The 24,544-nt window shown below is 68.4% G+C and carries 22 protein-coding genes; 17 read left to right on the forward strand and 5 right to left on the reverse strand.

Features of this window, described 5'->3' with window-relative positions; all coding sequences use genetic code 11:
- Nucleotides 1-1,039: 1,039 nt before the first annotated feature.
- Together ACFW0G_RS00005 and ACFW0G_RS00010 are read left to right on the forward strand one after the other, a co-directional pair.
- A complete protein-coding gene (locus tag ACFW0G_RS00005; RefSeq protein ID WP_378322328.1) occupies nt 1,040-2,545 on the forward strand; it encodes a flavin monoamine oxidase family protein in 1,506 nt (501 codons plus the stop codon).
- Between the two features lie 15 nt (nt 2,546-2,560).
- Nucleotides 2,561-4,003, forward strand: a complete 1,443-nt coding sequence (locus ACFW0G_RS00010; protein WP_378322329.1) for an MFS transporter — start codon at nt 2,561-2,563, stop codon at nt 4,001-4,003.
- Between the two features lie 77 nt (nt 4,004-4,080).
- Here ACFW0G_RS00010 and ACFW0G_RS00015 read toward each other — a convergent pair whose 3' ends face one another.
- Nucleotides 4,081-5,265, reverse strand: a complete 1,185-nt coding sequence (locus ACFW0G_RS00015) for a saccharopine dehydrogenase NADP-binding domain-containing protein (protein WP_378322330.1) — start codon at nt 5,263-5,265, stop codon at nt 4,081-4,083.
- A gap of 81 nt (nt 5,266-5,346) precedes the next feature.
- Between ACFW0G_RS00015 and ACFW0G_RS00020 the strand changes: the two genes are divergently transcribed.
- From ACFW0G_RS00020 to ACFW0G_RS00035, 4 genes are read left to right on the forward strand one after another with little or no spacing between them, the layout of a single operon-like run.
- Nucleotides 5,347-6,978 carry an AMP-binding protein gene (locus ACFW0G_RS00020; protein ID WP_378322331.1) on the forward strand — a complete coding sequence of 544 codons (1,632 nt, stop codon included), beginning with the start codon at nt 5,347-5,349 and terminating at the stop codon, nt 6,976-6,978.
- The gene (locus ACFW0G_RS00025; protein WP_378322332.1) at nt 6,975-8,531 is read left to right on the forward strand and encodes an acyl-CoA carboxylase subunit beta; all 1,557 of its coding nucleotides are present in this window, start codon (nt 6,975-6,977) and stop codon (nt 8,529-8,531) included. Before ACFW0G_RS00020 ends, ACFW0G_RS00025 begins: the two co-directional genes overlap by 4 nt.
- The gene (locus tag ACFW0G_RS00030; RefSeq protein WP_378322333.1) at nt 8,528-8,743 is read left to right on the forward strand and encodes a biotin/lipoyl-binding carrier protein; all 216 of its coding nucleotides are present in this window, start codon (nt 8,528-8,530) and stop codon (nt 8,741-8,743) included. Before ACFW0G_RS00025 ends, ACFW0G_RS00030 begins: the two co-directional genes overlap by 4 nt.
- Nucleotides 8,744-8,746: 3 nt before the next feature.
- Nucleotides 8,747-10,120 carry an acetyl/propionyl/methylcrotonyl-CoA carboxylase subunit alpha gene (locus ACFW0G_RS00035; RefSeq protein ID WP_378322334.1) on the forward strand — a complete coding sequence of 458 codons (1,374 nt, stop codon included), beginning with the start codon at nt 8,747-8,749 and terminating at the stop codon, nt 10,118-10,120.
- A gap of 185 nt (nt 10,121-10,305) precedes the next feature.
- Here ACFW0G_RS00035 and ACFW0G_RS00040 read toward each other — a convergent pair whose 3' ends face one another.
- The gene (locus ACFW0G_RS00040; RefSeq protein WP_378322335.1) at nt 10,306-10,935 is read right to left on the reverse strand and encodes a TetR/AcrR family transcriptional regulator; all 630 of its coding nucleotides are present in this window, start codon (nt 10,933-10,935) and stop codon (nt 10,306-10,308) included.
- Between the two features lie 53 nt (nt 10,936-10,988).
- On the opposite strand from ACFW0G_RS00040, the gene ACFW0G_RS00045 reads away from it, so the two are divergent.
- From ACFW0G_RS00045 to ACFW0G_RS00075, 7 genes are all read left to right on the forward strand, one after another.
- Nucleotides 10,989-12,626 carry a GMC family oxidoreductase gene (locus tag ACFW0G_RS00045; RefSeq protein WP_378322336.1) on the forward strand — a complete coding sequence of 546 codons (1,638 nt, stop codon included), beginning with the start codon at nt 10,989-10,991 and terminating at the stop codon, nt 12,624-12,626.
- Nucleotides 12,623-13,060, forward strand: a complete 438-nt coding sequence (locus ACFW0G_RS00050; RefSeq protein WP_378322337.1) for a hypothetical protein — start codon at nt 12,623-12,625, stop codon at nt 13,058-13,060. The genes ACFW0G_RS00045 and ACFW0G_RS00050 overlap by 4 nt, the downstream gene beginning before the upstream one ends.
- A 1-nt stretch (nt 13,061) precedes the next feature.
- Entirely contained in the window at nt 13,062-14,552 is a 1,491-nt protein-coding gene (locus tag ACFW0G_RS00055) for an aminobutyraldehyde dehydrogenase (protein ID WP_378322338.1), read from the forward strand.
- Between the two features lie 148 nt (nt 14,553-14,700).
- Complete coding sequence (locus ACFW0G_RS00060; protein WP_378322339.1) at nt 14,701-16,239, forward strand: flavin-containing monooxygenase; 1,539 nt, start codon at nt 14,701-14,703, stop codon at nt 16,237-16,239.
- Entirely contained in the window at nt 16,236-17,273 is a 1,038-nt protein-coding gene (locus ACFW0G_RS00065; protein WP_378322340.1) for an alpha/beta hydrolase, read from the forward strand. Before ACFW0G_RS00060 ends, ACFW0G_RS00065 begins: the two co-directional genes overlap by 4 nt.
- Before the next feature lie 82 nt (nt 17,274-17,355).
- Nucleotides 17,356-18,900: a long-chain fatty acid--CoA ligase gene (locus ACFW0G_RS00070; protein WP_378322342.1), complete on the forward strand. Its 1,545-nt coding sequence runs from the start codon at nt 17,356-17,358 to the stop codon at nt 18,898-18,900.
- Nucleotides 18,901-18,920: 20 nt separating this feature from the next.
- Nucleotides 18,921-19,760: an NAD(P)-dependent oxidoreductase gene (locus ACFW0G_RS00075; protein ID WP_378322343.1), complete on the forward strand. Its 840-nt coding sequence runs from the start codon at nt 18,921-18,923 to the stop codon at nt 19,758-19,760.
- A gap of 9 nt (nt 19,761-19,769) precedes the next feature.
- On the opposite strand, the gene ACFW0G_RS00080 is transcribed toward ACFW0G_RS00075, so the two are convergent.
- Complete coding sequence (locus ACFW0G_RS00080; protein WP_378322344.1) at nt 19,770-21,005, reverse strand: PucR family transcriptional regulator; 1,236 nt, start codon at nt 21,003-21,005, stop codon at nt 19,770-19,772.
- A 187-nt stretch (nt 21,006-21,192) separates the two neighbouring features.
- Here ACFW0G_RS00080 and ACFW0G_RS00085 point away from each other — a divergent pair, with 187 nt between their 5' ends.
- Nucleotides 21,193-21,606 carry a nuclear transport factor 2 family protein gene (locus ACFW0G_RS00085; protein ID WP_378322345.1) on the forward strand — a complete coding sequence of 138 codons (414 nt, stop codon included), beginning with the start codon at nt 21,193-21,195 and terminating at the stop codon, nt 21,604-21,606.
- A gap of 445 nt (nt 21,607-22,051) precedes the next feature.
- Here ACFW0G_RS00085 and ACFW0G_RS00090 read toward each other — a convergent pair whose 3' ends face one another.
- Nucleotides 22,052-22,525: a transposase gene (locus ACFW0G_RS00090; RefSeq protein ID WP_378322346.1), complete on the reverse strand. Its 474-nt coding sequence runs from the start codon at nt 22,523-22,525 to the stop codon at nt 22,052-22,054.
- Nucleotides 22,414-22,959 (reverse strand): transposase, encoded by a 546-nt coding sequence (locus tag ACFW0G_RS00095; protein ID WP_378322347.1) that lies wholly within the window; start codon nt 22,957-22,959, stop codon nt 22,414-22,416. Before ACFW0G_RS00095 ends, ACFW0G_RS00090 begins: the two co-directional genes overlap by 112 nt.
- 104 nt (nt 22,960-23,063) lie before the next feature.
- Between ACFW0G_RS00095 and ACFW0G_RS00100 the strand changes: the two genes are divergently transcribed.
- From ACFW0G_RS00100 to ACFW0G_RS00110, 3 genes are read left to right on the forward strand one after another with little or no spacing between them, the layout of a single operon-like run.
- Nucleotides 23,064-23,267 carry a hypothetical protein gene (locus ACFW0G_RS00100; RefSeq protein WP_378322348.1) on the forward strand — a complete coding sequence of 68 codons (204 nt, stop codon included), beginning with the start codon at nt 23,064-23,066 and terminating at the stop codon, nt 23,265-23,267.
- A gap of 6 nt (nt 23,268-23,273) precedes the next feature.
- On the forward strand, nt 23,274-24,089 hold the full coding sequence (gene istB / locus ACFW0G_RS00105) for an IS21-like element helper ATPase IstB (protein ID WP_378322349.1): 816 nt from the start codon (nt 23,274-23,276) through the stop codon (nt 24,087-24,089).
- Entirely contained in the window at nt 24,079-24,432 is a 354-nt protein-coding gene (locus tag ACFW0G_RS00110) for a hypothetical protein (protein WP_378322351.1), read from the forward strand. The genes istB and ACFW0G_RS00110 overlap by 11 nt, the downstream gene beginning before the upstream one ends.
- The last annotated feature ends 112 nt before the right edge of the window (nt 24,433-24,544 follow it).

The raw sequence follows: 24,544 nt of genomic DNA on the forward strand, positions 1-24,544 counted from the left end.
TCCAGAATGCGCCGGCGCACCGGGTCGCCGAGAACGTCGAACGCGTGCACGAACCAGAAACATACCAGACCTGACTTATATAAGCCACAGCTGGTGCTTTGCCGTTACCTCCCGGCGTCGACGCCCATCGACACCCGGTACGGCCCCTCGATGCTGATGTCGAACGAGACCGACATCCGGTGTCAGGTGGGACCGATGCAGCCGCCGCTGACCTGGCCACGAATAGCGCACACTTCGAATAGGTGCCCTCCATCAGTAACGGGCCCCGGGCTTCTTTGTGCGCTGAGCACGGCTGAGACCTATGTCGAGTCTGCGAGGCCGGTGGTGGCGTCGGTGGGCTTGGCGGCCGACGGTGTGGAAGAGGAGATGACCGCGGCTGCGGCCCGTGAGCGCGACATGCGGAGGAAGCCGGCGGCTGGCCGGATCGGTGATCTCGATCATGAACTCGTGGATCGGGCTCGGCGTGCGGACGTCGAACATTGGCGACGCTTCCGGCGCCCGATTTCGGCGGAGACTCTGCGAAAGCAGCTTCGGGCCGGTGCGACGACATCGCGGGCTCTGGTTGCTGCGGTTCGCGCCGAGAACGCGCCCGTAGGTTCGGCCAGTTCGATGGTGGAGGTGCGTAATCGGAGTTGCTGGTCTCGGAGAACCCGGTCAGCGGCCCGGCGCGATGCTCGAGAGCCTCGGCCAGGATCCCGATGTCGACCAGCGTGCTCTGCCGGTCCACCACCGGGTCGGTGACCACCGCGAACCCGGCGGCCCGCGCCGAGCGGCGCGACACCTCGGGCCGCATCCACGCTGTCGGGCTGTGACGGCTGGTCCGGCACGTTCTGGGCGCCGAATCGACCGCCTCGGCGGTCAAGGCATGCGACAACAGCCGATGCCCGTTCTGCCCAGCGGCGCCTGGTTAGCCGACAGCGCCTGGTGAAGAGTGCACCGCCGCCGCGCCGCACCCGGTGGGTGTTGACGTAGAGCGGAGGTGACCCCGGTCACGACAGTGAACGGCGACACAAGGTCTGGGCGAAAGAGCGAGGAATCCATGGAACGCGAGAACGCTCCGGTCGACGTAATCGTGGTCGGGGCCGGCCTCTCGGGGCTCGTTGCGGCACGCCGGCTCAGCCAGGCGGGCGTCACGTCCCTGCGAGTGCTCGAGGCCCGCGACCGGGTCGGCGGGCGCACCAAGGTCCACCAGCTCGGGAACGGGCGGTTCGTCGAGGAAGGCGGGCAGCTGGTCGGCCCCGAGTACAAGCGGCTCATCGCGCTGGGGGAAGAACTCGGGGTGCCGACCTGGCCGCACAACGAGCACGGAAAGGCCGTGTTCGAGCGTCGCGGGCGCGTCATGAAATTCAGCGGATCGATGCCGTGGACCGCGGATCCGCTGGGGTCAGCGGATTTCGCGCAGTCCTTGCTCCGGCTGGACCGGCTGTGCAAGCGCTGCCCAGGCGACGACGCGCTGGGAACGCCGCAGGCGGCCAAACTGGACGCGCTCACCTTCGAGTCCTGGGTGCGCCGCTGCACCACGACGGCGACGGCGCGCACGCTCTGGGCCATTATCGCCTCGCTGACCCTCGGGTCTCCTCCCGGCGACATGTCCTTGCTCTTCGTCGTCCGTCACCTGCGGTTGATCGGCGGGGTGGAGACCCTTCTCGCGTCGCTGTCCGGCGGTGACGAGCGTTCGTTCACCGGCGGGTCGGCCGAGCTGAGCCTGAGGATGGCAGCCGATCTCGGGGACCGCGTTGTCCTTGGGTCCCCGACTTTGGCGATCCGTCAGAACGACGAGGGCGTCGAGGTCGATACGCCTGGCCGCACCCATCGCGCTCGCCGCGTAGTCATCGCGATGAGTCCCTCCGACCGCGCTGCCATCCAGGTGGATCCTCAGCTCCCGCTGCCGCAACGGACGATGGGCGAGCGGATGTCGATGATGCACGCCTACAAGGTCCATGTGGTCTATCCCGAGCCCTTCTGGCGCCGACAGGGGCTCAGCGGTGCGAGCATGAGCGACACCGCGCCGTTGATGCTGACCTTCGACGACACTCCGCCGGGGGAGCGGCAGGGCGTGCTCGTCGGCTTCGCGCGCGGCGATGGCGGGATCCGCGCGGATCTGCCCGACCCCATGCCCGGCGACCCGGACCGGCGTCGCGAGGCCGTCCTCGCCGGGCTGGCCCGTGCGTTCGGGCCGGAGGCTCTGCATCCCGACGAGTACCACGAGATGAACTGGACCGAGGAGCGCTGGACCTCCGGCTGTGTCCCGGTCTGGTCGCCCGGACTGCTCACCACCTGCGGACCGGGCTACGCCGCCCCAGCCGGGCGGTTGCACTTCGCCGGCTCGGAGGCCGCTCCCGTGTGGGCGGGCTCGATGGAGGGCGCGGTTGTCGCCGGAGAACGGGCGGCGGCCGACATCGCTGCCCTGATCGACGCGGAGGCTGCCGACCGGCTGGCATCCGCCGGGCAAACAGGCGGTGCGCTGGCTCGCCAACCACGCGAGAACGCGGTCCGCCCGCACAGCCGAGCGCAGGAGTTGCGTGCGGCTCGGCCAGAAAACTGAGTATGGGAGACACGGATGACAGACCTCAATGATGCGGTCGGCATGCCGGTGAGAATCGATGTGGGCAGGGCGCCGGCGCGCTGGGCGCTCATTGCCGTGGCCGGGTTCCTCGGAACCGTGACGAATGCGATCGCGTTCATGCTGCCGCCCTTGCTTCCGGACATGCAGGCGCAGTACCACCTTGGTGTCGTGTCCGGGGCATGGGTCTTCACCGCGATGACGCTGGCCTCCGGTGCGGGCTTCGTGCTCATTCCGCGGCTCTCGGATTTGCGTGGGGACCGCACGACGGCGATGGCGTCGGGCGTCGTGATGACGGTCGGCGCGTTGCTCGCTGCGGTCGGCCACACCTACGTGACGCTGGTCGTCGGGGCCTCGCTGATGGGCTTGGGCAGCGGTTCGATGCTGCTTCCGCTCGCATTTCTGCGCCGGCTGCTGCCCGGGAACGCCATCAGCGGCGCCGTGCGCGTGGGGATCATCTCCAGCGGAATCGGCGTGGTGCTGGGCTTGACCGGCGGTGGGGTGATGGTCGAGTACTTCAGCGTCGACACGTTCTTTTACACGATGGCGGTGGTGCTGGCTCTCACCACCGCCGCACTGGTGGTAGTTCTTCCGGCGGGGCGGCCCGCTGCGGGCGGCCGCATGGGCGTGTTCGGAACGGTCTGGATGATCGGGTGGCTCGGCATTGTTCTCCTCGCCCTTTCGCAAGGAACAGTTTGGACGGGGAGCCTGCCGTACATTCTCTTGGCGGCAGGGCTCATCGCTGGTGTTGTCTGGGCAGTGGCGGAACGTCGATCCTCGACGGCGGTCTTCGACGTCAGCCTCCTCAAGAAGCCCTACGTTTCCACGTCGTGCCTGTCGGTCGGGCTTTTCGGCGCGACGGACGGAGCGCTGCTGCTTTTGGTGACTTACTACACGCAAACCCCGGCTGCGGCGGGGTACGGGTTCGGATATGGCGCATTGAAAGCGAGCCTGTTGATGCTGCCGTTCGCTTTGTCGATGTTCGCCAGCGGGACCGCGGCCGAGAAGTTCGTCGAGAAGGGCCGGCCCGGAGTGGTTCTCGTGTTCGGCGGTCTCGTGTCCGCAGCCGGGTTCCTGTGGCTCGCCGTGGCTCACGATCAGGCATGGCACTACCTCGTCGGCTCCGCGATCATCGGTCTCGGCAGCCGTGCCGGATACAGCGGCGCGTTCGCCGTCCCGCAGTACGCGGTCCCGGAGGACAAGGCAGGCATGGCCTCAGGCATGGGCGGTACCGCGATGGCCATCGGGTTCGCGTTCGGTTCGGCGGTGATCACTGCCGTGCTCGGTTCCGCCACCGATACGGCTACCGGTTTGCCGAAGGAGTCTCTCTACACCACCGGCTACGTCGTAGCCGTGGCTATGTCGGTGGTGGTTCTCATTGCCACGGGCGCGTCGCGGCTGCGCCACCCGCGCGGGATCGCGATGTGTCCGGCGGCTTGACCGCCGTGATCACGGCCAAAGGAGGTGCACCTCGGCCCGGCCCGAGGTGCACCTCCTTGGTTTCACGACAGCGGTGCTCAGGCGGCGATCTCCTCGACGACAACCTCGACGACCTCGGTCGGACGCTCGCTGCCGGGGGCCTGGGGCGCGTGCTGGGCCAGGTTGTCGAAGAACGAGTGCGCGTCGATGACCTCGGGGCCGTGGACGCCGGGCTGGTCGACCTGGCCTCGTGCCGCCATGAGCGTTGCCACGGCCAGCGGGATGCCGGTCATCGTGCCCATGCTGTCGTCGGGAACGACGAGGGGACGGGCGCCGACGCGGATTCGCTTGCCGTCCTTCGTTCCTTCCGCGACGGCGAAGAGCACCGGCAGCGACGGCGCGGGACCCGCCGCGGAGCCCATCGTGCCCGGCTCGAGAACCAGGGTTTGGCTCGCCGCCGCCACATCGAGTTCGCCGGAGCGGACCCGGTTCGCAGTGCGGATCACCGCCTCCATCAACCGCGGGCGAGACGTCATGAGGTTGAGGGATTCCCGCACTCCGTTACGGGAACGGGGGAGGGTCAGAGGCTCGGGATGACCGCACACCCAGACCGGTGCCTCGCCCCAGCCCGGGTAGCTGAGCGTGCGCTCCTCGAGCGGCTGGGTGTCGGCGAGACCGCCGTCGCGCCAGGCCTTGATCGTCGCGGTGCAGTTGTGGACCCAATGTTCGACCGCTGCGGACGACTGCACGCCGCGGTCGACCTCGGCGCGCTGGAAACCCGATGCGCGCCACGAGGTGTAGATGGTTTCCACCTCGTCGCACTCGTTCATCGCCAGTACACCGAGGAGGTTGCTGATGCCCGGGCTCGCACCGACCCCGATCACCGCGGTGATGCCGGCTTCCCGTGCGTCGGCGTCGAGATCGAGCATTTCGAGAGTCGGCTCGAAGTCGTCGCAGATGTCGAGATAGTGGGTTCCCGTCGCGATCGCGGCGCGCAGGACGAGCGGGCCGAACCGGTAGAACGGTCCTGCCGTGTTGAGCACGAGGTCGACGTCGGCGAGCGCGTCGGCGAGTCCGGCTGCGTCGGAGATGTCCAGCGCGAGCGGCTTCGCCCGAGCGCCGAGCACGTCCGCCAGCGCCTTGGCGGCCTCCTCGTTGCGGTCGGCGACAAGGACTTCGGCGACTTCCTCGGCGCCGGCCAGCACGCGGCAGGCATGTGCGCCCATCTCGCCCGCGCCGCCCGTGACGAGGACACGTTTTCCAGTGCGGTGTTCAGCAGCCATGGTGAATTTCAGCCTCCTGTTTCGACAGCGGGAATCCGGTGGTCACGTAGCGATGTCTGCGCTGAGCGCTCTCCACGGGGCTTGACAGCGGGTGCATGGAATTGTTCTATATCAAACGTCTCAAATAATAAACCCCCGACGACGGAAGGGATCTCTTTCGTGAACGACGTCAGCAGGTCGCGCCGGCCAGTGGCCGGTCGCGTCAGCCCCGTTGACGACCTGCTGCGGGCGGTCGCCCGGGACGACTGCCGGCCACTGCTCCGGTCGCGCGGCGAGGTCCTTTCCACCGGGGAGCTGGCTGACCGGGCGCGTCGCGTGGCAGCAGCACTCAGCCGCCGCGGCGTGTCGGCAGGGGACCGCGTCGCGCTGGTCAGCGGCAATTCGATCGACCGGGTCGGGTGGATGTTCGGCATCTGGTGGCTCGGCGCGGTCGAGGTGTCGGTCAACGTCGAGCTCCGCGGCCCGATGCTGGCGCATGTCCTGACCGACTCGGACCCGAGCCTGATCGTCTGTCAGGACGATTGCCTGGGGCAGGTGCGCGAGGCGGTGGCCGGCGAAGTCCTGCCGATGAGTGAACTGACCGCGGACCCGGTCGGCCAGGCGAAGCGGGAAGAACTCGATGCGGCGCAACGAAGTTTCGGTCCCGGCGACCTCGCGACCATCCTCTACACGTCGGGAACGACGGGACCGGCCAAGGGCGTGATGCTCCCGCGCGCGTACTTCTCGAATCTCGCCGAGGTCTGGACCGACCGGCTCGGCCTGAGCGCCGACGACATCGGGTACTTCCCGCTGCCGTTCTTTCACGTCGACGCGCACGTCAAGCTCACTGCGTGCCTGCAGTCGGGCAGCTCGATAGCCTTCCGCGAACGGTTCTCCGCCAGCGAGTACTTCGCCGACGTCCGCCGGTTCGGGGCGACCTGGGCGTCCGGGGTGGGAGCGATGCTGTCGATCCTGGCCCAGGGCGAACTGCCCGAGCCGGGCTCACATCGCCTGACCCGGCTGATCGGGGCGCCGATTCCGCAGATCGCCTACGAGACGTTCGAGGACCGGCTCGGCATTCCCGTCCTCACGCTCTTCGGCCAGACCGAGTGCGACGGCATCGCGATGGACAACGTTGGGCAGCGGCGGCGCGGCGCGGCGGGACATCCGCACGACGCGATCGAGGTACAGGTGGTGGACGAGAACGACCGGCCGCTGCCCGCAGGCGAGACGGGCGATATCATCTACCGCCCGCGGCGCCCGTACCTTACGGCCCTTGGCTACTGGCGCCGACCTGAGGCGACCGTCGAGGCATGGCGCAATTTGTGGTTCCACACCGGTGATTCCGGCCACCTCGACGCCGACGGCTTCCTGTACTTCGACGGTCGGCGGACGGACAGCTTCCGCAGGCGCGGCGAGAATATCTCGGTCTGGGAACTGGAGCACAGCCTGAACACGGCCGGCGGTGTTCAGGAGTGTGTCGCGATCGCGGTGCGAGACGAACACGGCGGCGAGGACGAGATCAAAGTCTTCGTGGTCCCGGACGGCGAGTCCCTGGTGCTCGAGGAGTTCGTCGAGCACTGCCGCAAGGTGCTTCCCCGGTTCGCGATGCCGAGATACCTGACCGTCACCGACGGCTCCGAGTTCGTCCGCAGCGCCGGGACCGGCGTGGTCCAGAAACATTTGCTGTCCCGCGACATCACGTCGCCCGACGTCGTGGAGGTGCCGCGATGAGCACACCCGGTGGATTCAGCTGGTCGAACGCCCTGGACGAGTTCGAGGCTCGCCGCGCGCAGGCCCGCAAGCTCGGCGGCGAGCGGCGGGTAGCCCGTCAGAAGGACCAGGGCCGGTACACGATCCGCGAACGCATCGCCGCGATCGCCGAGACCTTCAGCGAGATCGGCGAGTTCGCGGTCTTCGAGGAGTACGACGGGCTCGGCAACCGGCTGGGCACACTGCCGTCGAGCTACGTGTGCGGACTGGCCAAAGTGGACGGTCGTTCGGTCGCGCTCGGCGGCGAGGACTTCACGGTGCGCGCCGGCGCCCCGCAGGGCTATCTCGACCGGATGAAGGGCGGGATGGGCGGCTTCGTCGAGGACCTCGCCCACGAGTACAAGATCCCGCTGCTGATGTTCGTCGAAGGCATCGGCGGGGATGTCGCGGCCCAGGAGGACAAGGGACACACCTACCTCACCAGTTCCCTGAGCTGGACGCGTTCTTTCGAGCTTCTCGAGGAAGTGCCGGTCCTGACGATGGTGAGTGGCGCGGCGGTCGGCGGGAGCGCCGCGCGGGCGGTGGCCAGTCACTTTTCGGTGATGACCAAGGATTCCGTGCTCTTCGCCGGGGGCCCGCCGCTCGTACGGCGCGCGCTGGGCATCGACATCGACAAGCACGAGCTGGGCGGCGGTCCCGTCGCGACCGCGAGCGGCGCGGTCGACAACCTGGCGCGGGACGAGGACGACGCGATCGCCCAGCTGCGCGCGGTGCTGAGCTATCTGCCGCAGAACGTCTGGCAGCTCCCGGAACGCACGTCCTGCGACGATCCCGTCGACCGCCGCGCACCGGAACTGCTCGAGGTCATCCCGGAGAACCGGCGGCAGGCCTACCGTGCGGCCAAGGTGATCAAGGCCGTGGTCGACCGGGAGTCGTTCTTCGAGATCGGCTCCCGGTGGGGCAAGAGCCTGGTCACCGGTCTCGCCCGGATCGACGGGATGCCGATCGGCGTCCTCGCGAGCAATCCGCAGCACCTCGGCGGAGCGATGGACGCTGCCGCGGCGGAGAAACAGGTGCGGCTGATGAATCTCTGCAACACCTTCCACCTCCCGGTCCTCTACTTCGTCGACGTCCCCGGATTCATGGTCGGCCCGCAGGCGGAGCGGGCCAACGTCATGCGCTGGGGAGTGCGCGCGATCCAGTCGGTGGTCGAGGCGACCGTCCCCATCATCACCGTGCAGGTGCGCAAGGCGTACGGCCTGGCCGTTTCCGCGACCTCGAACCCCGACCGGCTCGGGCTGCGCCTGGCGTGGCCCAGCGGCGAATGGGGCGACCTTCCGATCGAAGGCGGAGTGGAAGCCGCCTACCGGCGCGAGATCGAGGCGGCGGACGACCCCGCCGCGATGCGGGCGCAGATCGAGGACCGCATGCGCTCGCTCGTCGATCCGTGGCGGACCGTTGAAGCGTTCGGCGTGGAGCACATGATCGACCCGCGTGAGACCCGCGAGGTATTGGCCTCGTTCCTCGATGCCAGCCAGGGCGCGCTCGCCGTACAGACAAGGAAGAAGCCATGAACGAGATCGTCGCCGACTGTGCGGCTTCAGTGTGGAAAGTCGTTGTGACGGCTGGAGATCAGGTCAGCGAGGGTGACGTGCTGCTCGTCCTCGAGTCGATGAAGATGGAGATCCCGATCGAGGCCGAGGAGGACGGCGTCGTGGCTGAGATCCACGTCGCCGAGGGAGCCATCGTCTCCGACGGTGACGTGCTCGTGACACTGGAGGGCTGACTCGTGTTCGACAAAGTTCTCGTCGCGAACCGGGGCGAGATCGCGGTACGTGTCATGAAAACGGTGCGGCGCATGGGAATCGCCAGCGTCGCCGTCCATTCCGACGTCGATGCGGGCAGCTTGCATGTCCGGACAGCCGACGAGAGCGTGCTGATCGGCGCGGCCCCGGTGGCCGAAAGTTATCTGAGGATCGATCGCATCATCGAGGCCGCGCTGTCCACCGGGGTCCAGGCGATCCATCCCGGCTACGGCCTGCTGTCGGAGAATCCGGAGTTCGCTCGTGCGTGCGCGGCGGCCGGGCTGGTGTTCATCGGCCCGAGCCCGGAGTCGATGGAGATGATGTCGTCGAAAATCCGGGCGCGGGAGACCGTTTCGGCGGCCGGCGTCCCTGTCGTTCCCGGGTGCACCGAGCCGGTCCACCCCGGGCCGAAGGCGTTCGCGACGGCGGAGGCGATCGGCTACCCCGTTGCCGCCAAGGCGGCGAGCGGCGGTGGCGGGAAGGGGTTTCGCGTGGCCGGCGGTCCCGACGAACTCGCGGCCGCGGTCGAAGGCGCGGCAGGGGAGGGCGAGCGCTTCTTCGGCGACGCCACGGTTTACCTGGAGCGCTATCTCGAGGACCCGCGCCATGTCGAGGTGCAGATCATCGCCGACACGCACGGCAACGTGGTCCACCTGTTCGAACGGGACTGTTCGGTGCAGCGGCGGCACCAGAAACTGGTCGAGGAAGCGCCCTGCCCACTGCTGACCGATGCGCAGCGCGCGCGTCTCGGCGAGATCGCGGTGCGGGCAGCGCGAGCCGCGAACTACTTCTCGCTCGGCACCGTCGAAGGACTGCTCGTCGGCGACGACTTCTACTTCCTGGAGATGAACACCCGCATCCAGGTCGAGCACCCTGTCACCGAGCTGGTCACGGGCCTCGATCTGGTGGCGGAGCAGATCCGCATCGCCGCCGGCGAGCCGCTCGGCTTCGGCCAGTCCGAGGTACGAGTCAACGGCCACGCGATCGAGTGCCGGATCAATGCCGAATCGGCCGCCAAGGGGTTTCGCCCCGGCCCCGGCCGGATCGAGCGGTTCGCCGCACCAACCGGAGACGGAGTACGGGTCGACACCGGTGTCGCCGACGGCGACGACGTCCATCCCTACTACGACCCGATGATCGCCAAGGTGATCACCTGGGGCGAGGACCGCCGGGCCGCCACCGCCGCGATGCGCAGGGCCCTCGACGCGACCGCGGTCGCGGGCATCCCGACGCTGATCCCGTTCCATCGCGCGCTGCTGGCGAGCGAGGAGTGGGAACGGGCAGGCACGTGCCGTGAGCTGGTCAGGGACCGGTCCTGGCTGAAGTCCACGGACGCCTGGGCGGACCGGTCCGGGTGACGGTGCACTGTGCACCGCGGCGCGGGAGCGGACACCCCAGATGTGTGTGGCGCGCGCCATGGCCGATGTCGAAACATGGGCACCGCGCCGGGCGAGCGGCCCGGCGGACGGAGTTCGGGAGTGCGCCCATGGCAGGCATCGAAGCCTATGACGCCGCCGGGTCACGGCGGTCGGCCGGTCCGGCCTCAGCGCCGCGCCGCGTCGAGGGTGCTCAGCGCGAGCGCGGAGTCGACCCAGGCCTGGACCGGGGGCGCGACAGCGGGGTCGCCGCCGTTCCAGAGGTTCGAGCCGAGCACTTCGTAGCTGGCGTAGCCATCGATGACCGCTACCAGGTGGTCGCCGATCTGCCGCGCCCGGGACGTGGGCAGGCCGCGCGAATCCAGCGCAGCGCGCACGTGGTCCTCGACGGTCGAACGCCACGACCTGAGGTAGTTGAGCATGTCCTCCCCGAGCTTGTCCGGGGAGCTGGCCGCTTCGGCGTAGAAGAACAGCGTGATCCGGGCGAAGGCCACCGACGGCCCGTCGAGCGGCAGGTGCGCGGTGAGGATGCGGACCAGCCGCTCGACCGGTTCCAGTTCGGTGTTCTCGGCGATCGCGGCCAGCCGGCGGCCGGAGAGCCAGAACGTATGCCGGAAGGCCAGCCGCAGCAGGTCGTCCCTGCCGCCGACGTAGTGGTTCAGCACGCCGGTTGACCAGCCGCTGCGGTCCGCGACATCACGCAGGGTGACGGCGGCGACGCCGTCCTCGGCGACGATCGCCAGCACGGCGTCGGCGATCTCGGCACGCCGCTGGCGATGGTCGACGATCTTCGGCATGTCCCTATTTAAACACAACCGTCTGACTTAAATACCGAGCAAGGAGCGCGCCCATGACCGTGCCTGGCCTGTCTTCGAGAGGCGGCGACATCGACGCGCTGATCATCGGCGCGGGGCCCTCCGGCGCCACCGCTGCCCGGCTGCTGGCCGAGAGCGGATTCCGCGTGACCGTCCTGGAACAGGGCGACTGGCCTGCCGTCGCCGACTATCCCAGCGACAAGCTCGAACGCGACCTGCTCGTCGCTGGGCCCTGGAACCCCAACCCCAACCACCGTGGCGGGCCGAGCGACTATCCGGTCAACGACTCCGACTCCGACGTGCATCCGTTCATGTTCAACGGGGTCGGCGGCAGCAGCATCCTGTTCTGGGCGGAGTGGCCGCGGATGATCCCGTCCGACTTCCGGGTCCGCACCCTGGACGGCATCGCCGACGACTGGCCTCTCACGTATGAGGATTTGCAGCCCTATTACGACGCTGTCGACGAGATGATCGGCGTTTCGGGGCTGGGCGGCAACATCGCCTACCCGCCCGGGTACGTGCCTCCCCAGCCGCCGCTGCCCATCGGCCGCCTTGGCCGGATCGCGGCCGAGGGCATGAACAAGCTCGGCATCGGCTGGTGGCCGGGGACGTCGGCGATCCTGTCTCAGGGCGTCGGTTCCCGCGGCCCGTGCGCACGATGGGGGACCTGCGGCAGCGGCTGCCCCGAGGGAGCGAAGGCGTCCTTCGACGTCGCGATGTGGCCCGGCGCGCTGGCGGCGGGGGTCGATCTCGTGACCGGGGCGCGGGTCCGGGAGATCACGGTCTCCGACCAGGGCCTCGCGACCGGTGCCACGTGGATCGACCGAGCCGGAACCGAACAGCACACGTCCGCGCCGGTGGTGATCGTGTGCGCCAACGGGATCGGCACCCCTCGGCTGCTACAGCTGTCGACCTCGCCGCAGTTCCCGGACGGGCTCGCGAATTCCTCCGGCTATGTCGGGCGCAACCTGATGATGCATCCGGTGGCGACGGTGCTGGGCGAGTACGAAAAGGACGTCGAGCCCTGGCTCGGCCCGGAGAGCCACCCGATCTGGTCGATGCACTTCGCGGAGACCGATGTCAGCCGCGGCTTCCACCGCGGTGCCAAGTGGACGGCCGTGGTGCTTCAAGGTCCGGTGGGTCTGCTGCAACGGTTCGCGGAGCTACCGCTCGCCGAGCGGACCGGCGTGGCTGGGCATCAGCTTGTCGAGCGGCTGTACCGCCGGGCGTTCGAGATCTCGGCCTCGATCGAGGACCTGCCCGACTCCGGAAACCGGGTGACCCTCGACCCGGATCTCGTCGACAGCGACGGCATTCCGGCGCCGAAGATCCATTACACGATGTCGGACGAGAGCAAGCGCGCGCTCGACTGGCATCTGGACCGGATCGTCGAGGTCCATGAGGCGGCCGGTGCCGTCTCCACCAAGCGTGTGGACTTCGGGGGCGAGACCGGCTGGCACCTGCTCGGCACTGCCCGCTGCGGCATCGATCCGACGACGTCGGTGGTCGACGGCTACGGGCGCTCGCACGACGTCCCCAACCTGTACGTCTTCGATGGCAGCGTCTTCGTGACGTCCTCCGCGGTCAATCCGACCCCGACGATCACCGCCTTCGCGCTGCGCGCTGCCGAGCACCTGATCGAAACCGCTGCCGGCCAAAGGACTCCGCTGTGATCGATTTCCCCGACGACAAGGCACGTTCCGGCGCGGCGCGCCTCGCCGACCTGTGGTTTCCCGGGACAGGGCGATCGCCCAGGTTGACCGCGCTGCCCGGCTACGACGCACTCCTGCGCCGAGCGCTCCAGGCCAACCCCGAACTTTCCGCGGCCTTCATTCAGGTCGCCGAGCTGGCTGCCGCGGCCGACGAACTCTCGGCGGAGACGGTCGCGGGCTGGCCGGCCGAACTCGCCGAGGCGGCCTTCTACTTCCTCAGCAGCACCTACTACATGGCACCCGAGGCGCGGCAGGCAGTCGGTTATCCAGGTCAGGTCCGGACGCCCTCGGCGGAGGCCACGCCCGACCAGTTGCTCGATGACGACCTGCTCGCCCCGGTGCTCGCGCTGGGCCCGACCTACGTCCCCACCCCACCGCCGATCGAAGGAGCCTGAGATGACCCCCGAGAAAATCCTGGCCGCCGCGCAGCGGCGCATCGACGACCTGGCACCGGCCCAGTACATCGGCGGCGGCTTCGTCGCGAGCACGAGCGCCGAGACGATCGAGGTGACCAGTCCCGGCACCGGCACACGGCTGGGGGCCGCGGCGAACGGCACCGCGGCTGACGTCGACGCCGCGGTCTCGGCGGCGCGCACCGCATTGCCGGCCTGGGCGCGGAGGACGCCCCGCGCCCGCGCCGAGGCGCTGTTCCGATTCGCGGACGTCATCGACGAACACGCCGAACTGCTGGCCGCGCTCGAAGCGCTCAACGTCGGCAAGTCCTACGCCTACGCGACTTACGAGATTCCCCTTATCTCCGACTGTTTCCGGTTCATGGCCGGAGCCGCACGGACCGCTCAGGCGCCAGCGTCCGGCCAGTACGTCGAGGGCCGGCTGTCCTACATCCGGCGCGAACCCGTCGGCGTGATCGGCGCGATCACGCCATGGAACTTCCCGTTGCTGATGGCCGCCTGGAAGATCGCGCCGGCGCTCGCGGCGGGGAACACCGTCGTGCTCAAACCGTCCGTGCTGACACCGCTCAGCACACTCGTCCTGGCCGACCTCGCCACGGGCATCCTGTCCGACGGCGTGCTCAACATCGTGACCGGCGCGGGCGCGACGGTCGGTCACGCGATGAGCCACCACGACGGCATCGCCATGATGGCACTGACCGGCAGCGTCGGTTCGGGCAGGCAGGTCGCGGAGGGCGCGGCGACCACGGTCAAACGGGTCCACCTCGAACTCGGCGGCAAGGCTCCCGTGGTGGTGTTCCCGGACGCCGACCTGGATCTCCTCGTGCAGACGCTGATCGCCGTGGGGTACGGCAACGCGGGCCAGGACTGCGGCGCGGCAACGAGGGTGATCTGCCACGAGGACGTGCGCGACCGGCTCCTGGAAGCGCTCGCCGCAGCCGCCCGGGAACTTCGCAGCGGAAACGCCGCGTTGGGTGAGGAGTTCGAACTAGGTCCCTTGATCAGCGCAGCTCATCGCGACCGCGTCGCGGCCATGGTGGACCGGGCACGCCAGGACGGTGCCAACGTCGTCCTCGGCGGCGAAATCCCCGAAGGCCCAGGATTCTTCTACCCGGCGACGATCCTCGCCGACGTCGCCTCCGGATCGGAGATGGCGCGCGAGGAGGTGTTCGGCCCGGTGATCTCGGTGGAGACCTTCGCCGTCGACGCGGAGGCGCTGGCCAAGGCCAACGATGTCGAGTACGGCCTCGCGGCGTCGGTGTGGACCAATGACCAGGCCCGGGCGCTCCGGTTCACCGAGGACCTGGCGTTCGGTTCGGTCTGGGTCAACACCCACCTCACCTTCGCCAACGAGATGCCGTGGGCCGGCTTCGGGAGATCAGGCTACGGCCGCGACAACTCCACGTACGCCCTCGAGGACTACACCCGCACCAAGCACGTGATGCTCCCGATCGGGGCGCCGCTCGACGCCTGAGCACGACGCCCGCGGGGCCCGGTGCACTCTGCACCAGGCCCGGTCCCAGGATGCCACGGATGTGCGTGGCGTCGGCCGTACCCGTTGGCACAGCATGACTTCTCAGGCCGGACGACCGGCCTGAGCAGATCGAGACGAGGAGCTCACCATGGCCGGCAACGACGCCCGCCCCGAGGTCGCCGACATCGTCATCATCGGAGCCGGGGTCTCCGGTGTGGGATCGGCGTGCTACCTCCGGGACGCCTTTCCCGGCAAGAAGATCGTCGTGCTCGAAGGGCGCGGCCGGATCGGCGGCACGTGGGACCTCTTCCGGTATCCCGGCGTCCGGTCCGACTCCGAGCTCCACACTTACGGCTACCAGTTCAAACCGTGGAGCCACGAGCACGCGATCGCGGACGGGCATCTGATCCGCGAGTACCTCGAACAGGCCGCCGCCGAGCACCGCATCGACGACCTGATCCGCTACCACCACCAGGTCGTGTCGGCCGACTGGTCCAGCGCCGAGGGCGCCTGGACGCTGCAGGTCCGGGTCGCGGTTCCGGGGCAGAAACCGATAACCGTGGCCATCAAGACCAAATGGGTCTACGGCGCCACCGGCTACTACCGGTACGACGAAGGTTTCACGCCCAGTTTCGAAGGCCGCGAAGACTTCGAAGGCGACATCCTGCACCCGCAGTTCTGGCCCGAAGACTACGACTACGCGGGCAAGAAGGTCGTCGTGATCGGCAGCGGAGCCACCGCCATCACCATGGTTCCGGCGATGACGACCGGCCCCGGCGCGGCCGAACACGTCACGATGCTGCAGCGCACGCCCACCTACATCATGACACTGCCGCGCATCGACAAGATTTCCCAGCTGCTCTACCGAATTCTCGGCCTGCGGCGCGGATACGCCGTCACCCGGCTCAAGAATGTGTGGCGGGACTTCTTCTTCGTCGGGTACATGCTCAAGTTCCCGAACTCCGGGCGGAAGCTGATGCGCAACCTGACCCGGAAAGCCTTGCCCAAGGGCTATGCCGTCGACACGCACTTCAACCCGCCGTACAAACCCTGGGAACAACGGCTGTGCATGACGCCTGACGGAGACTTCTTCAAGGCGATCTCCGCGGGCAAGGCCTCCGTCGCGACGGACACGATCGAACGCTTCACCCAGTCCGGCATCCTGCTGGCCTCGGGCGAGGAGATCCCGGCGGACGTGATCGTCACCGCGACCGGGCTCACCATGCGCATGTTCGGCGGCATCCCGCAGACGGTCGATGGGGAGAAGCTGGACCTCGGCTCCTGCGTGACCTACCGCGGAATGCTGTTGTCCGGCCTGCCGAACTGGTCCTTCGCGTTCGGCTACACGAAATACTCGTCATGGACGCTCAAAGTCGGCCTGACCGCACAATACGTCATCCGGCTGGTCCGGCACATGGACGCGCACGGCTACACCAAGGCCATGCCCGTGGCCGAATCCGGGATGGCGACCGAACCGCTGCTCGACCTCAACGCGGGTTACGTGACCCGCGCCGCGGACACCACGCCCAAACAGGGCACCAGGCTGCCATGGCGGATGCTCACCTCGTACCAGGCCGACAAGCGGCTGCTCAAGGGCCCGCTCTACGACGACCACCTGCAGTTCAGCTCCGCCAGCGAACAGTCAGCGGTCCGTGCCGCCTCCGCAAGCAAGGAGCAGGTGCGATGAACACCGTGGCCACCCGCATCTCGGCCGGGGACTGGGTGCAGCGACAGCTCGGCGTCGGCATCGGCCGGCTTCCCGCGTCGCTGTTGAAGCGACTGGTGAAAGCACCGGTGAACGCGGACGGCGAGCAGATGGCTCCCGAGATCGCGATGCTCATGTCCACTGTCGCGAAAGCCCCTGACTTCAGCGACCTCACTCCCGCAGAGGCGCGTGCCGCCGAACTGAAGGACGCGGCGATCTATGGCGAGCGCCCGCTCCCGATGCGCACGGTGGAGGAACTCCAGCTGCTGGACGGTCTCGCCGCGACCCGTTACCGCCCGCGCACCTCCTCCGCCGGGCTCATTGTGTTCTTCCACGGCGGCGGGTTCGTGCTGGGCAGCCGGGCCGCTTACGACGGTCCGGTGCGGTTGCTCGCACACCACACGGGCATGGACATCCTGTCCGTCGAGTACCGCCTCGCACCGGAACACCCTTACCCCGCACCACACAACGACGCGATGGTTGCCTGGCAGTACGCCGTCGTGCAGGCCGCCGCGTGGGGCATCCCGCAGGATCGTATCGCCGTCGCGGGCGACAGCGCGGGAGCGAACATCGCCGCTGTGCTCGCCCAGAAGCTGCGCGACGCCCGGCAAAAGCCAGCGCTTCAAGTGTTGATGTATCCCGTCACCGATCTGGCTGGGTCCCGGCCCTCGAACCGCGAGTTCGCCGACTCACCCGCACTGACCGCCAAGCAGATCGCCTGGTTCACCGACCAGTACCTGCCGCCGTCTGTCGAACGCGCCGACCCGCGCGTATCACCGCTGTTCGCCGAGGACCTGAGCGGCTTGCCGCCCGCACTCGTGACGGTCGCGGGCTTCGACCCGCTCCGCGACGACGGTCTCGCCTATGCCGCCAAGCTGACCGAAAGCGGTGTCCCCACCGAGCTGATCAGGGAACCGGGCCTGGTGCACGGCTACCTGTCGCTCACCGCGCTCAGCACGACCAGCCGGGACGCGGTCAAGCGCATCGCGTCGGCCATCGCGTCGGCGATGGCGTAAACGCACCCGATGAGCACCGGGCCGGGCGTCGGAACCACACCCGGCGCCCGGCCCGGCCACCACGTCGCCGACAGGAGCCACCATGCTGAACCTTTCCGTCCTCCTCGAGGACTCCGCCCGCAACCACCCAGCCAGAACCGCGCTGGTGCTGGGCGAGAAACGCATGACGTACCGCGAAGTCGACGCCGCAGCTGGCCAAGTGGCGAACCTCCTGGCCGAACGCGGCGTCAAGCCGGGCGACAAGGTCGCCCTCAGCTGCCCGAACCGGCCGGAGTTCGCGATCGTCTACTATGGCGTCCTCAAGGCGGGCGCGGTCGTCGTACCGCTGAACGTGCTGCTCAAGCGGCGCGAGATCGCCTACCACCTCGCGGACGCCGGCGCGGTCGCGTATTTCTGCTTCGAGGGCACGGAGGAGCTTCCGACCGGCCAGGAGGGACGGCAGGCCTTCGATGACGTCGATTCCGTCGAGCATTTCTTCCTGATCCCTGCCGACCCGGACGCGCCTGCCTCGATCGCGGCGGAGACCTTGAGCGATGCCCTTGCGGGACAACCGAAAACGTTCGAATCCGTGGTCACCGAGGCAACCGACACCGCGGTCATCCTCTACACCTCCGGTACGACGGGCCAGCCGAAGGGCGCCGAGCTGTCGCACGGAAACACGATGCTCAACGTGCTCACGGCGAACCGGATCCTCCGGAACCGGCCGGCCGCCGACAGTCACGTGGTGTGCCTGCCGCTCTTCCACACCTTCGGCGCCACCGTTCAGCTGCACGTCGGCTTCTCGACCGCGGCCACGCTCCACCTGGTGCCCCGCTTTGACGCCGCCCACGTCGTCCGCCTGATGGCCGAAGAGGACATCACCTTCTTCGCAGGCGTCCCCACGATGTGGTGGGGGCTGCTGCGAGAGCTGACCCCTGACGTCGACGTCGCCCGCATCGCCAAGAACCTGCGCGTCGGAATGTCCGGCGGAGCCTCCCTCCCCGTTGAACTGATCAAGGAAATCGACACTCGCCTTGGCGTGCGGATCCTCGAGGCCTACGGGCTGTCGGAGACCTCACCGCTGGCGACGATCGGCGACCCGGAGGCCCCGCCTCGCCCCGGCTCCATCGGCAAGCCCGTCTGGGGTGTCGCGGTGAAGCTGATCAAGCCGGACTGGACCGAGGTCACGGGCCCGGGCGAGATCGGCGAGATCGCCATCCGCGGGCACAATGTGATGAAGGGCTACCACGGGCGGCCCGAGGCGACCGCCGAAGCGATCCGCGACGGATGGCTGCGCACCGGCGACCTCGCCCGCCGGGACGAGGACGGCTGGTACTACATCGTCGACCGGGCCAAGGACATGATCATCCGGGGCGGGTACAACGTGTACCCGCGGGAGATCGAGGAGGTTCTGCTGACCCACCCGGCCGTTTCCCTCGCGGCTGTCGTCGGTGTTCCGCACGAGAGCCACGGCGAAGAGGTCAAGGCATTCGTGATCCTCCGCAGCGGTGCCGAGGTGGCGCCGCGCGAACTCGTGGAATGGAGCAAGGAACAGATGGCCGGCTACAAGTACCCGCGGATCGTGGAGATCGTCGACTCCCTTCCGACGACCGCCACCGGCAAGATCCTCAAGCGGCGGCTGCGATGACTCACGCGACTCGGTACGACGTGGCCGTGCTCGGCTGCGGGTTGATGGGGTCGGCGCTGGCGCGGAGGTTCGCGGCCGGCGGCCTGGCGGTGACGGCGTGGAACCGGACGCCGCACCGGGCTGAAGCGCTCGCCGCAGATGGCGTCCGGCCGTCCGCGTCCGTCGCGGAGGCCGTGGGGGAAGCCGGGCTGGTGGTCGTCTGCCTGTCGGACATCGACGGGGCCCGGGGCGCGCTCGAATCAGCGCCGAGCCTCGCCGGACTCACCGTCGTCAACCTCAGCGACGGAACCCACGACGATGTCGAAACGCTGGCGCAATGGCTAGGCGAGCGAGGCGCCTCCTTCCTGGACGGGGCAACCTTCTGCTACCCCGAACAGATCGGCGAGCCGAGCGCGATGCTGGTCTTTTCCGGCTCCGCTCAGGTTTGGGCGGCGCACGAGCCCACCCTCATGCTGCTCGGCGGGCGTTCGCGACACGTGTCCGACGACATCAGCGGCGCGAAGGGGTTATACCTGGGCAGCGGAGCTTTCTTCGTGACCGCGCTGGCCGGCTTCGTCGAGTCGACAGCCTGCCTGCTGCAGCGCGGCCACACGCTCGAGGAGATCCGGGACACCACGCTGTACGGCCTTGAACTGCTGCGCCACGCCACCGAGGAGGTGGCCGCCGCGATCGAGTCCGGACGCCACGAAACCGACCAAGCGACCATCCACGTCTTCGCGGACGGCGCCCGGAAAGTCCTCGGAGAGCTGCAGAGCGCAGACGTCGACTCGTCGGTGATGGCAGCGGTGTCACGGAAGCTCGACGCCGCGGAGCACGCCGGCCTGGGTCACCTCGGGTACTCCGCGCAGTCGTTGCTTTAGACCGGCGCGCTACTCGCCGCTCTGCAACTCGACCAGAGCCAGCGCGGTGTCCACCGCCGCCGGGTTCTGCGCGAGCGGCCGCGGGAGCAGCTCGTCCACCCGGACCAGACGCCGGTCGATCGTGTTGCGATGCGCGAACAACCGGTCGGCCGCCTTCGAGGTGTTGAACTGCTCGGCGATGAAGACCCGAACGGTCTCGCGCAGCACCGGATCGGCGGTCGCCAGTCCGCCGAGCGTGTCCGCGACGAACTGCCGCGCCTCGGCGAGATCGTTGGTCAGCAAGGAGATGAGCTGAACGTCCTCGAAGTGGACGGCGCGGCACCCGGACCGAAGGCGCGTGAGCAGCCCCTGCGCCGCGGCCGCGTCGAGGTGGCTGCGCCGGAAGCCGTGCACGTCGGGCGCCGGCCGCCCCAAGGCGATCCGCACGTGAGGGACGTCCGCCAGGATCTGGTCGAGTTCGGCTCGGGAGGGCGCCGAACTCGCCGGAATCCACATCCAGAGCGTCGTCGTCCCCGCGACGAGGGTCAGGCGGCGCGCGGCGCCCGCGGCGCGCATGACCCGCTCGGCCGCGTCTTCGAGGAAGGCGAGCTGGTCAGGGGAGCCGCCCCAGAGGATCGCCGCGACATGGTGCCCGGTGAGTGCGTAGCCGAGCTGGGCTTCAGCGCGGGGACGCGTGATCGGTGCGCCGCGGAGCAGCAGCTGCACGGTCGCCAATCGCTCGCTTTCCGGCCCCGCGGCGAGTTCCGCCCTCGCCTCGTCGATGTACGTCGCGACCGCAGCCATCGAGTCGTCCACATAGGTCCCCAGGGAATCACCGGAAACCTCGACCAGCTCGCGAAGCTCCTCCTTGTCGTCGGTCGTGTCGAAGCAGAACCGCAGCCACGCGGACCAGCCGATCCGCTGCGACGCCCGCCATGCCTCGATATCGTTGGTGTCCATCCCGCGTAGCGCGAGGTCGCGCGCGTAGTGGCGGGTGTCGGGGATCATCGTCGTCTCGACCCGGCAGCCGGGATCGTCGATGTTGGCGATAAGCCAATGGGCCAAAGTGGACGCACAGTAGACGCGATCCATTTCGGACAGGACCGGGTCCTGTGCAAGGGCACGCTCACGCAGGCTCTCCTGGCCTGCGGCCCACATCTCGTGCGCAATCTCGGCTTGGTGCGCCTGCATCTTGGCCGCGGCGGTACGGAACAGCTCGCGCACCCGCTGCGAAGACCGCTCGTTCTGCTCGTCCTTCGCGTTCACCGTTGCCTCCAAACCTGCGCTGGACGAACAGCCTAGGCGCAGACGTGGTGGCCGTCACGAGTGCAGAGTGCACCAAACCGTCGGCCAGCGCGGTGTTCCTTGGTGTAGGTCGCCACCCCGGTGGCGAGCAAGGTGGTGTGTGCCACCGGCTCGGCCCGGGGCTGTCGCGCCCGTGAAGGAGAATCCTGTGTCCAGTGCCAAGCTCGCGCTCTACACCCAGACGATGGACGAGATCTGCGCCGCCGTCGCCGCCCACGATCTCGACAAGGTGCTTGAGTACTTCGACGACGAGTGCGTCGTAGTCAACGGCGCGGGCGGGACGGTGGGCGACAAGTCGGCCCTGGTCCCCGGATTCGAGGAAATGTTCGCGACCTTCCCCGACTGGACCCCGCGAGTGGCGACGTCCTTCCTGGAGGGCGACACCATCGGCGTCCTTTTCGAGGTGACGGGAACCGCCGGCGGCACCGGCCCGAAGGTGACGTGGATCGGCACCGGCTACTCCACATTCGATCCAGAAACACTGAAGATCGTCCGCGACGTCTACTTCATGGACGAGGCAGCGCTCGAGCAGAAGATCAACGACGCCACGCTGGCCGAATAACGAGCCGGCCAACGCTCCGTGTGCCCTACTCCGACAGTCCTGTAGGTGTCGGCGAGGTCGTCGCTGTAGCCGGGGTGCATGGCCACCATTGTGGCCATTATCGTTTTGTGACACCAATAGTTCGTTCAGGGCCACTCCGTTCCGTCGTGAACCCCCAGCAGGGAGCCCGTCAGCCGGACACTTTCACCCGTGCACTCCGGAGCGAGGACGGGCTGGGGCTGGTGCGTCGTCGTGTCGGGCGAGCTAGTGCCGTATCAGGCAACGTTGGGTAGGTAATCTGGGCGGCGAATCTTGGAGTTAACCGCGAAGTGACGCTTCGGGTGGCAGTGGCGGTTGCGCCAGCGCAGGTAGCCGTCGATGGCGGTCTCTTGGGCGGCGTGGCTGGGGTAGTCGCTGCCGTCGAGGGTGAAGTAGCGGACCGCGGTGAACTCGCATCCGATCCGGTTCAGCCACGACGCGTTGGTAGGTGTGTAGACCAGCTCGATCCCGTTGGCCGTGCACCACGTGGTGACCTCGGCTTTGCCGTGGCTTTGCCGTGCGGTCCGTAGTTGTCACATATCAAATACAGCTTCCCGGCCGGGAAACGGCGGCGCAGCTGCTTGCAGAAGTCGAGGAACTGCGGCCAGCGCTTGCGGTCACGGAACCGGTAGAACATCTGACCGGTGGCGAGGTCGAGCGCGGCGAACATGTGCCGGATGCCTTTGATGCGAGTGTAGGTGGCGCGCTGGCGGGCCGGGTGGCCGCGGGGGAACCAGCCACGACCGGGTCGGGGTTGCAGGTTCAGTGGCCCGAACTCGTCGACACAGATCACTCGTCCGTCGGCGGGCGGGTGGTCGTAGAGGTCGAGGATGCGGGTCTTCTTGGCCACGAAGTCCGGATCTTTGCTGGCTTTCCAGGTCTTCCTCGCCTGCCAGGACACGCCCTCCTGGCGCAGGATCTCCCCGGACGGTCTCGGTGCTCGCCACGATCCAGGCGTGGTCGGCGAGGTAGCTGACCAGCTTGGCAGGCTCCAGGTGGTGAACGGCAACCCAACTCAGTCGGTTTGCAGGCGGCGATGCGGCAGATCTGGTCACGGGCGGCCGGCCCGACCTTATGAGGTCGGCCGCCGCTCCATTTTGGAGACAGCGCCGCGAAGCCGGAGGTGTTGAACGCGTGGATCACCTCCCGCACATACCCCTCGGTCGCCGCGAACATCGCGGCGATCTCCCCCGCGGACCGGCCCTGCCACGAGGCCAGCACGATCCCGGATCGCCGCAGCCGCACCCGATCCCGGGCCGACCTCGTGATCTTGACCAGCCGCTGGGCCTCCTCCGGCTCCAACGACCGCGCGAACACCTCAGGCTGACGCGCCATGACTCACCTCCACCGGCCAGCCTCACGCTCACCAGCCCGAATGTCCACGCGACACGGTTACCACGTCAACGTTCCTTGATGAGGCACTAGCCCTGGAACGGGCCGTGCTGGGCGCGTTCAGCACCGCGCGGCCCTGCACCCACAAGACCCGCCGCCCACCTTCGGCGGCGGCGCTGGCCGAAGCAGCCAGGCTGCGCGGCCTGCCCGCGACGGGGCCGGCGGCCCACGTCGTGATCGACCTGTCCGCCTACGCGGCCACCGCCGCGAAGCTGGACAGCGCACCCACTGATGAACCCGGGAAGGACTGAGATCTGTTGTCTGCCAACAAATCCGCACCACAGATGAGCGAGGCCCGCCGCTACCAGCAACTGCGGGCGCACTTCTCCTACCTCAAACTCGACAACGCCGCCGAAGCCTTACCGCGAGTGCTGGACGATGTCCGGCACGAGAACCTGTCCATGACCGCCGCGCTGGAACGGCTGCTGGAGATCGAGGTCAACGCCACCGAGGAACGACGGCTGGCCAGCCGGTGGCGGTTCGCCTGCCTGCCCGATCCCTGGACCCTGGCCGACTTCGACTTCGCCGCCCAGCCCGGCGTCGACGAGAAACTCATCCGCGACCTGGCCACCCTGCGGTTCCTCGACGACGCGTCGAACGCGTTGCTCGTCGGCCCGCCCGGAGTCGGCAAGACCATGCTCGCCACCGCGCTCGCCCGCGGCGCGGTCGAGGCCGGGCACCGGGTCTACTTCACCACCGCCGCAGACCTCGCCGCCCGCTGCCACAAAGCCGCGATCGAGGGCCGATGGGCGACCTGCATGCGCTTCTTCGCCGGCCCGAAACTCTTGGTGATCGACGAGCTGGGCTACCTGCCGCTGCCCGGCGACGGCGCGTCCGCGTTGTTCCAGGTGATCAAACAGCGCTACCTGAAGAGCTCGACGATCTTGACGACCAACGTCGGGATCGCTGACTGGGCAACAGCTTTCAGCGACGCGACCGTCGCCGCGGCGATGCTCGATCGGCTGCTGCACCGCGCCACCGTAGTCGGCATCGACGGCCCTTCCTACCGGCTCCGCACCCATCAGTCCACATCGGACAAACTGCGCAAGGCGGTGAACTCGCATGTCTCCTAACACCAACGCCATCCCCAAGACCTGCCCGATCTGCTGGGAAGCGTTCATCGCGACCGGCCGCCAGGCCAAGACCCGTCGCTACTGCTCGCCCGAGTGCAAACGCACCGCCGCGGCCCGCCGCGAGGTTGAACGCAGCAGCCACCCTGACAGGCCCTTGGGGCCGCCGCCGGCGGCCGCCCCGCTGGCCCCGCCGCCCGCGCCGCTGCCGCAGCTGGCCGCGCAACGCGACTGCCCACACTGCGGCGGTCCGGTCACCATCGTCGCCCTGCTCACCACACCCGAAGCCGCCCGACCGCAGATGCCCCTCGCAGCACCCGACGGAGTGATCCCACTCCACCGATAACCCACGCTACGCTGCACACCTCAGCTGGGGAATTTCACTGAGTACCCCTGAGGACTTTCAAAGAGCGCCGTCAGCGTTGAGCACGCGCAGCAACGCCAGGGTCTGCTGGCCG

It is taken from the genome of Amycolatopsis sp. NPDC058986 (assembly GCF_042741125.1).
Taxonomy (GTDB): Bacteria; Actinomycetota; Actinomycetes; order Mycobacteriales; family Pseudonocardiaceae; genus Amycolatopsis.